The sequence below is a fragment of the Geobacillus sp. B4113_201601 genome (assembly GCF_001587475.1).
GTDB lineage: Bacteria > Bacillota > Bacilli > Bacillales > Anoxybacillaceae > Geobacillus > Geobacillus icigianus.
Window position 1 is genome coordinate 2,251 of sequence record NZ_LQYX01000059.1, and the last position, 8,015, is coordinate 10,265.

Annotated in this window: 7 protein-coding genes and 1 other RNA gene; all 8 read right to left on the reverse strand. The window is 53.0% G+C overall.

The window, feature by feature from the left end:
* Positions 1–614 precede the first annotated feature (614 nt).
* Positions 615–1,751: a class I SAM-dependent RNA methyltransferase gene (locus B4113_RS08075; RefSeq protein WP_061912401.1), complete on the reverse strand. Its 1,137-nt coding sequence runs from the start codon at positions 1,749–1,751 to the stop codon at positions 615–617.
* 151 nt (positions 1,752–1,902) lie between these two features.
* Positions 1,903–2,300, reverse strand: an RNA gene (gene rnpB, locus B4113_RS08080) — RNase P RNA component class B.
* A gap of 95 nt (positions 2,301–2,395) precedes the next feature.
* On the reverse strand, positions 2,396–2,692 hold the full coding sequence (gene gpsB / locus B4113_RS08085; protein ID WP_033017746.1) for a cell division regulator GpsB: 297 nt from the start codon (positions 2,690–2,692) through the stop codon (positions 2,396–2,398).
* Between the two features lie 588 nt (positions 2,693–3,280).
* Positions 3,281–3,532, reverse strand: a complete 252-nt coding sequence (locus B4113_RS18715; RefSeq protein WP_081897222.1) for a CotD family spore coat protein — start codon at positions 3,530–3,532, stop codon at positions 3,281–3,283.
* Between the two features lie 156 nt (positions 3,533–3,688).
* The gene (locus B4113_RS20950; RefSeq protein ID WP_255358705.1) at positions 3,689–3,823 is read right to left on the reverse strand and encodes a hypothetical protein; all 135 of its coding nucleotides are present in this window, start codon (positions 3,821–3,823) and stop codon (positions 3,689–3,691) included.
* Positions 3,824–3,880: 57 nt separating this feature from the next.
* On the reverse strand, positions 3,881–5,176 hold the full coding sequence (locus B4113_RS08090) for a ribonuclease H-like domain-containing protein (RefSeq protein ID WP_051985031.1): 1,296 nt from the start codon (positions 5,174–5,176) through the stop codon (positions 3,881–3,883).
* Positions 5,177–5,486: 310 nt separating this feature from the next.
* The gene (locus B4113_RS08095) at positions 5,487–7,763 is read right to left on the reverse strand and encodes a DEAD/DEAH box helicase (protein ID WP_033017745.1); all 2,277 of its coding nucleotides are present in this window, start codon (positions 7,761–7,763) and stop codon (positions 5,487–5,489) included.
* 24 nt (positions 7,764–7,787) lie between these two features.
* Positions 7,788–8,015, reverse strand: a 228-nt coding sequence (locus B4113_RS20465; protein WP_235597980.1) for a hypothetical protein, incomplete at its 5' end; no start/stop codon positions are given.

Sequence of the window (8,015 nt, forward strand, 5' to 3'; positions counted from 1 at the left end):
GCAATGAGGAGGGAGGGAACGTTCAAAAGTCCATCGTCCTCCCTCTTTTCGTTCTCCTTGAATAAGAAAGTCTGGTAAAGTGATCAAATCTTTGATAAACGGAGATGGCATGCGAAATTTCCTCCATGGTTGATGGTTTGGTTACCTTTATCATGCAGGAAAATTCGCATTTCTTTGTACCCTTGATCAGAAAACAACTTGATTGTCAAGTACATTTTGTGGTGAAGAGCCATAAATTATGATTTTTATACCATTTTTTCATGAGATCATTAGTGATATTGACCTATTTTTTACACAAAAATCATACAAAGGCTCTTCACCACAAGTTGTACTTGATTTTTTCATCACACATCTTACTTATGCATCCACGAAAGAACAGAAACAAATCATTTTTTGCCTACACCTGTTCAGAGAAGTGCACCGTCTGTCAAATGCACGTTGTGGTAATGAACCAAAAGATTTTTGAATAGCCATTTTCCAATAAATTCTTTAATATCTTTCAACAAAAAAGCCACACCTCCTTTTCAATTTCAGAAAAGAAAGTGTGATCTTTGTAAAAGCCAAATTATTTTTTGCAAGCCACTTTACGAAAAATCGCTCAATCCCTTCGTAAATCAGCATTTCCTCGGCGGCCTTGGCCCCCAGTACTGATAGTAATGCGTCTCAATGAAACCGTTAAACAGCTTGCGCCGCTTCGTCGCTGGCTTGCCGTAATGCGTTTCAAAGCCGCGGTGGGCGGTCAAGATGTACACCGACCACGTATCCAAGGCGGTGAAGGTGCGGCCGATGGCGCGATAGAGCGCTTCAACCTCCCGCCGTTCGCCGAGCCGCTCACCATATGGCGGGTTGCTGACGATCACTCCGTACGATTTGTCTGTCCGAAACTGCTCCGCCCGTCCGGTTTGGAACGAAATAAGATCGGCCAACCCGGCTTCGGCCGCGTTCGCCCGGGCCATGTCAACCATGCGCGGGTCAAGGTCGATCCCGCAAATATCGAGCGGCTCATCGTAGCGCGCCATATCTTCCACTTCTTGACGCGCCCTCTCCCATGCGCGCTCCCCGATCCACGGCCACTGTTCGGACACGAAATCGCGATTAAATCCCGGGGCGATGTTTTGCCCGATCAACGCCGCTTCAATCGCAATCGTCCCCGATCCGCAAAACGGATCGACAAACGGGCGATCCGGCGTCCAATTCGTCAGCAGCACTAAGGCGGCAGCGAGCGTTTCCCGAAGCGGTGCTTCCCCTTGACGGACACGGTAGCCGCGTTTATGCAGTCCCGCTCCGCTCGCATCGATCGTCAATGTGGCAATGTCTTTATGAAGCGCCACTTCAATGCGGTAAAGCGGTCCGGTTTCCGGGAACCATGATAGACGGTAGCGCTCTTTTAAACTTTCAACGATCGCTTTTTTGACGATGGCTTGGCAGTCGGAAACGCTGAACAGCGTCGACTTCACCGATTTCCCGATAACCGGAAATTCCGCGTCTTTCGGCAAATAATCGGCCCACGGCAGCGCCTTCGTTTGTTCAAACAGTTCCTCAAACGTCGTCGCCCGAAACTCACCGACTTTCAGCTTTACACGGTCGGCGGCACGCAGCCAAAGATTGGCGCGGCAAATGGCGAGCGCATCGCCTTCAAACGTCACTTTGCCGTTCTCGACTTGGCAATCGTAGCCAAGCCGGCGCACTTCGTCGGCGACGACCGATTCGAGCCCCATCGCGGCCGTGGCAATCAACGAAAACGAAGTCATTATGTTCCCCCTATCTAACAGACGTATGTACAAGCTCCGTTTCTCTACTCCTCATTATAGCCATGACAGCGAAAAAACAGCAAAAAGAAATGGAAAAGCCCTCCTTCCTGCAGGAGGGCTTTTCACGATTCCATCCACCGCGTTCATCATGTTCTGTAAGCCATGTTCTGTACCATCGTACTGCAAGCGGCTTGCGCCTCGTACTCCGGCGGTAATCATCTATCTACAGGCAGCGAGCGCCGCCTGTCCTTCCCTCCGTTCATTTCCTTCGGGAAGGTGCCCCTACCATCATTTGGGTTTCTCGCTCGTGGGGTTTACCGCGTTCCACCTCTAAGGTTTCCCTTAGAGCTCCGTCACTGTGGCACTTTCAGGGTAATCGAACCATATCCGCATAGCGGACGTAGGTTCTTTCCCCGCCGTCAGCCCAGCCGAAGCCAGACTGCCCTAGCTTATGGATTCGCTAGGCACGAACACTACGGGCATCTCAGCACCGTGCGAGCATGGACTTTCCTCTACGGCCAACACCGGCCGCAGCGATTACCCGAACATGATGAACGCTGCGAGCATCTTCTAGTATAATTCATTTTCCTCAAGCAAGCAAGAGGAAAAAACCGGAATCTTTTTCGCTGACGCGGCTCTGCCGACTATTCATACAATTTGCGACCAAACACATGCTTCTCTAAGTTGGAAAGACGCTGCAAAATATCATAATTCGTCGTTCCCGCCGATACAGCCGGCCGTTTTTGCAACTCCTCAACTTGCCGCTTCAGCCGAGCGTTTTCTTGACGAAGCTCATCGATTTCTTGCTGAAACGCCTCGTAATCTTTGATGATGAGATCCAAAAACTGATCGACCTCGTCTTGATTGTACCCCCGCATACTGACTCGAAACTCTTTTTCTAATATGTCCTTTGGCGTCAGTTTCACCCTTTGGGCTGACATGATTTTTCACCTCAATCCGCATTCAACGATCATCTTTCCTTTATTTTTTCAGAAATTGCGCTGATTGTCAATGAACCGAGCGGAAGAAATGAAGCGACGCCTCCACTTCGATGCTATGTCCGGATCGCCCGTCTGTCAAACCGTTTTCAGCGTTTTCGAGACCAAGAACAGGACGGACAAAAAAGCGCCATGGCCCATCGGTTCCCCTCCGCCCAAGGATGAAGCGCATGGCTCGCTGCGCGGATGTTCAGCAAAAAAGCCGATCGCGGCGTCTTCCCGGCAAGCATGGACATTCATTGCCGCTGCGGGATGTTCATAGAAACGCCATGGACAACGCTTTGCCCTCCGGCCAAGGATGAAAATCAACGTTTGGTAAAGGGGTTTTTACAGAAAAGATCCATGGGCAACGTCTTGCCCTCCATCCAAGGATAGAAATCAGCTCCATTTAGAGATTTTTATGAAAAAGTTCCATGGGCAATGGTCTGCCCTCGACCCGTTGAAAATCTGGCGCCAGTCTTGCATTGTCACGCAAAAGAAGGGGTCCCCGTGTTGACGGGAACACCCTTTTTGGCCTCGAGCCACTCCTTTTTAGCGCATAGGTGGCGCAGGGAATGGCCCCCATCCCGGCATCGGAGCAGGGCAGTACACATGGCGGTTGGCCGCTTGTGCCACTGCCGATTCCGTATGCGGGAAATAATGCTGATGTTCATACAGGTGATGATACACGTGCGTCGTGTGCGATGGATGGATATGCGGCACAATCGTTGCTTGGAAATGGTGTTGGACGCAACATTGAGGCGGATGAACGATCGGCGCCGTTACATGTGGTGGGCAATGCATAGCATCCTTCTCCTTTCATCATCTAGGCTGATTGTTGACAATACTAGCCTATGATGAACAGAGCCGTCTTGTACTAGTATAGATACCCATTTTCTTCTTTTGGCAGGCGCCTTGCTCGATCCTTCCCGTCAACGAAAAACGTTGGGCAAGCTCTTGTTAGTACACATACCGAAACACGACAAACGTCAAGCCGACGACAATAAAAAAGAGATACAAAATTTTTTTGTACATGCTTCGCATCGTCTTCGTCTCCCTGCCATCGTTTTCATTCGTTCCGATGCCATTGTACATGTTTTTCTTTTTTTCTACAAGATTCGCAACAAAAAAGCCGCTATTTTTGCATTTTTGTCACATTTTGCGCTTGCCAGGGAAATGAGCAAACGACGACTTGGCTTTCTTGCGTTCCAACCGCGCCAACCGCTTGCGCCACTCCATTTCCTCTTTCTCGCTGCGTTCCCGGCTTGCCCGGGCGAGCGGCCGCCACGCTTCGTACGCCATCACCGCATAGCGGTGCGCCTCTTTGGCATCACGGAAATGGTGTTCATACGCTTTCGCCAGCTCCAACCCGGCTTTCACTTTCCAGCGCGCGTTCCCGCCGGCCAATAAGTCGCGCCAAATGGCCGCGGCCTCTTCATATCGCTTTTCTCTTCGATACAAAAGCGACAGCTGCCATTTTGCCGCTTCGGCCTCTTTTGCTTCTTTACCGCTTGCTTGTTCGTAGACGTTCCGGGCGGCGGCTGTTTCCCCCACCGCTTCCAACCATCGCGCAGCGGCCAGCTGCTCCCTAGGATCGGCCAGCTGTGCCGCTTCAAGCAGTTGGATGGATAAATGGATGTAAAGGGAGATGAGCGACAGCACATCGTTTTCGTTATGGCGCAATATCGGCATCATTCGGTCGGGATGCGGCGTGTGCAAAAACTCTTTGTACATCATCGGCGCCAAAAAGCCCGGCACATCCTCGCCCCGTTCGATCGACAGCAGGCTCCGTTCGACTTCCTCAAGGCGAAGGGAGTCGAGCGCATCTTTCCATAAGCGGCGAGCGGCGTGATATAAGTCGAAATGGCCGAACGACGGCAGGTGGGGGACGACGTCGCGGACGAGCGCGTGGCGGGTTTTTAGGCGCGGCCAGTCGAACGCTTTCCCGTTGTAGGTGACTAGCGTTGTGTAATCGACATCCGACAAGAAGCTTTGGTAAAGCGCCGCTTCCGCCCCGGGATAAGGCAGCACGTGCTGACGAACGACAACGCGATCGCCGAGCACGCGGGCATGGCCGAGCAAAAACATGACGTTTCCGACCCCGCTCGACAACCCCATCGTCTCGGTATCAAAAAAGAATAAATCGCTAACGGCCAAACCGCGGCACGAAAGGGGATGGGAAAAAGGCGCCTCCTGCCATCTTCGGTGCACGTCATACAAATCACCAAGCCGATAGCGACCGTGTGGCCAAGTGAGCGGATACGACGTTTCCCGAACAAGGCAATAATCGCCCTCATACCAATACGGCTTTACGCCGTATTCCTGCCAGAGATCGACATACGGCACGTCCGACCGCTGCTTGGCCGCTTCCTCGTTTTCGTCCGCCGGCCGTTTTGACTGATGACGAGCGGCAAGCAACTCTTTCCATTGCGATAACTTCGGCTTCATCCGTCCACCTCCCTTTGGCTCTCCGCATGCCCCACGATGTTCAATGGAATGGTTTGTGTGGAGTTTTCATAGAACTTTTGACGCTACCGGCTCTAGAAGGCTGGTGAAAAAACGCTGTCACACACCAATCGGCGACATTTTCATTCAAAAAAGAAAGCTGATTCTGCAAGGTTTCTCTTTGAGAAACAGGTCGAACGTAACGGTGTTTTGCACGAAATCACCGGCCTCCTAGCCGTACTTGGTTCACTTGCCCCCTCGTGACCGACCCCTTTTCGCCATTCGAACGAACTGTTGATCATCGGCTAGTTTGTTAAACCGATGACGGCAGCCAAGCGGCCATCTGCTCGCGTAAAAATGCAACGAGCTGACGCTTCACTGACGGCAAAGCGGCGCTTGAAACGCCGATGCACGACGGACACCCGTCCGCACATGGGCAATGCTCCACCCATTGCCGCACCCGCTCTACGATTTCTGTCCATCGCTCAAACACCGCCTCAGACAGACCGACACCGCCGGGGTAATGATCGTAAAGAAAGATCGTCGGCCGCCCGGAATGCGGAGCTTTTAATTGCGGCACGACATGGATGTCAGAGCGGTCGCACATGACAAATACCGGCACAAGATGACCAAGCACATTGGCCATGCTGACGAGAAGCTGTTCAAACTGCGCCGGTGAAAACTGCGGCGGCACCGTCTCCCACTCCACCCATGCCGCTGACGTATGGATCGTTTCCTCCGGAAGCCGGATTGGCCCGGAGCCGATCGTTTCAAACGTCGACAACTTGATCTTTTTAAAAATGGTTGCCATCGCCCGAACCGATACATCTCCATAGCGCACGACCATCGACCCGTTCGTTTGGCAGCGGTCTTCCGACAGCACATCGAGCCGCACGGCCAAATTGGCGTCTGTAAAATAGTCGACATCCACTTGGCGGACGTACGCCTTTTTCTCCTCCCAGTCCAGCTTTTCAACTTGGTATTGAGTCCCCTCGTGCAAATAAATCGCTTCCTCATGGAGCAGCGTCATGGCGCTGAACCGATCCATCTCGCCGATGACGCGAGGGCGGGCCGTCTCGGAACGATCGATGATGACCACATTTTCCTGAGCCGCAGAACGCAAGCTGACATCATGCGCCGGAAACGCGTCACTCATCCAATGCCAGCGGCCGGCGCGTTCGTTTAGCACCCCTTGCTCAGTCAAAAAATCGAGCACCTCTTCGACCTCCACGCCGCCGAACGTCTCGCCGCGCCGGAACGGCAGCTCGTAGGCCGCGCATTTGAGATGGTCGACCAAAATGAGCAAATTGTCCGGATTGATGCGCGCCGTTTCTGGGGAGCGGGCGAAAAGATATTCCGGGTGGGAGATCATGTATTGATCGAGCGGATTGGAGCTGGCCACCAGCACTACGAGCGAATCGCCGTGGCGCCGGCCGGCGCGTCCCGCCTGTTGCCATGTACTGGCAATCGTTCCTGGATACCCGGCCATGACGCACGCTTGCAGCTGTCCGATGTCAACGCCGAGTTCAAGGGCGTTTGTGCTGACGACGCCGAGCACCTCCCCACTGCGCAATCCTTTTTCAATCGCGCGCCGCTCGTTCGGCAAATAGCCGCCACGATAGCCGCGAACCGCTGTTTCTCCGCCCCGGCTGCGCAGCGCTGCCTGCAAATGGCTTAAAATGAGTTCGACGCGGACGCGGCTGCGGGCGAATACGATCGTCGGAATCCGGTTGAAAAGCAGCTGGCGGGCCAATTCGACCGCCGTTTTGGCCGCGCTTTGCCGGACGTTCATCGTTCGCTCGACGATCGGCGGATTGTAAAGCACAAACCACTTCCGCCCTTGCGGCGCCCCGTTTTGATCGATGAGCGTCATCGGTTCCCCTGTCAACCGCTCAGCCAGCTGCTGCGGATTGGCGATCGTCGCTGAAGCGCAAATAAATGTCGGGGAACTCCCATAAAAAGCGCATATTCGCTTTAAGCGGCGAATCACGTTCGCGACATGGCTGCCGAACACGCCGCGGTATGTATGCAATTCGTCAATAATGACATAACGCAGCTGCTCAAACAAAGAAATCCATTTCGTATGATGGGGCAAAATCGCCGTGTGCAACATGTCCGGATTCGTAATGACAATATGGCCGGCTTGACGGATTTTTTGCCGCAACACCGGGGGCGTGTCGCCATCATACGTATACGTGTAAATCGGCGCCTCCATCTCGGCGATGATCTCATGGAGTTCATGCATTTGATCTTGGGCGAGCGCTTTTGTCGGAAACAAATAAAGCGCACGGCTTTCCGGCGCTTTCGCGATGGTATCCAGCACCGGCAAATTATAGCAAAGCGTTTTTCCGGAAGCGGTCGGCGTGACGGCCACGACGTTCCGCCCGCCCCGCGCCGCCTCGTACGCGGCCGCCTGATGCGTATACAGCGAAGCGATGCCGCGCGCCTCGAGCGCCAAGCGCACCCGCGCGTCAAGTTCAGCGGGAAACGGAACGGTGTCCGCTTCTTTCGGTTCGATTTCATGCCAATAGACGACATGCGGATCTTGACGGAGCTGCTCCATCCATTCCAAAAGCGTTTGTTTTTTCACGTCGCAAATCACCTCGCTTCTATTTTACATGCATGGCTTGCTGATTTGCACGAAAAACATTGATGAGGAAGCGCCTCTTCCTTGGCGTGAAAAGCGCCTTTTTCCTAAAAAAAGCGAGGGTGTCCCAAAAGTGTTCGCATAGCGTTCGCTTTTCGGACACCCTCCTTTTTTTCGCAAAAAAAAAATAAGAAAACCGTTCCTCTTTTGGTATAATAAAGTCACCATAACCCTACCAAGAAAGGACGGTTTTCT